The sequence below is a fragment of the Zobellia russellii genome (assembly GCF_018728565.1).
Classification (GTDB): domain Bacteria; phylum Bacteroidota; class Bacteroidia; order Flavobacteriales; family Flavobacteriaceae; genus Zobellia; species Zobellia russellii.
Genome location: NZ_JACSOI010000023.1, coordinates 1 through 842 on the forward strand (window position 1 = coordinate 1; position 842 = coordinate 842).

The window sequence follows — 842 nt, forward strand, 5'->3', positions numbered from 1 at the left end:
CTTACCGTTCCAGTTACATCTATATTTCCTCCTGCTTCCGTAGCGTTCAATACATTGTCCGCGGTGATATCATCGATAGCCAGTACAGGGACCGGGGCGGTCGTATCTACCGAGTATACTTGCGTGTCGGTTGCAGTTCCTACATTACCATTGGTATCGGTAGTACTCACACTGCCATCTACCGTCGTATCACCATCGGCAGCCAGTTCACTACCTGGAATTGCTATCGTGTAAGCTCCTGCGCCATCTACAGTTCCCGTATAATCGGTACCGTTTACTGTTAGCGTTACCGTATCTCCTGTGGTGAAGTCACCACTTACGGTTCCGGTTACATTAACGTTTCCTCCTGCTTCGGTAGCATTCAATACATTATCGGCCGTGATATCATCGATCGCCAGTACAGGGACCGGGGCGGTCGTATCTACCGAGTATATTTGCGTGTCGGTTGCGGTTCCTACATTACCTGCGGTATCCGTTGTCGTTACACTTCCATCTACCGTCGTATCAACATCGGCGGCCAGTTCACTACCTGGAATTGCTATACTATAAGCACCTGCGCCATCTACGGTTCCCGTGTAATCGGTACCGTTGACTGTTAGCGTTACCGTATCCCCGGAGTTGAAGTCGCCACTTACCGTTCCAGTTACATTAACGTTCCCTCCTGCTTCCGTAGCGTTCAATACATTGTCCGCGGTGATATCATCGATAGCCAGTACAGGGACCGGGGCGGTCGTATCTACCGAGTATACTTGCGTGTCGGTTGCAGTTCCTACATTACCTGCGGTATCCGTTGTCGTTACACTTCCATCTACCGTCGTATCACCATCGGCAGCCAATTCACT

The 842-nt window shown here is 50.5% G+C and carries 1 protein-coding gene; it reads right to left on the bottom strand.

What is annotated here, in order from left to right; all coding sequences use genetic code 11:
* The coding region (locus tag H9565_RS20015) for an Ig-like domain-containing protein (protein ID WP_215442149.1) at positions 1 to 842 on the bottom strand (842 nt) is incomplete at both ends.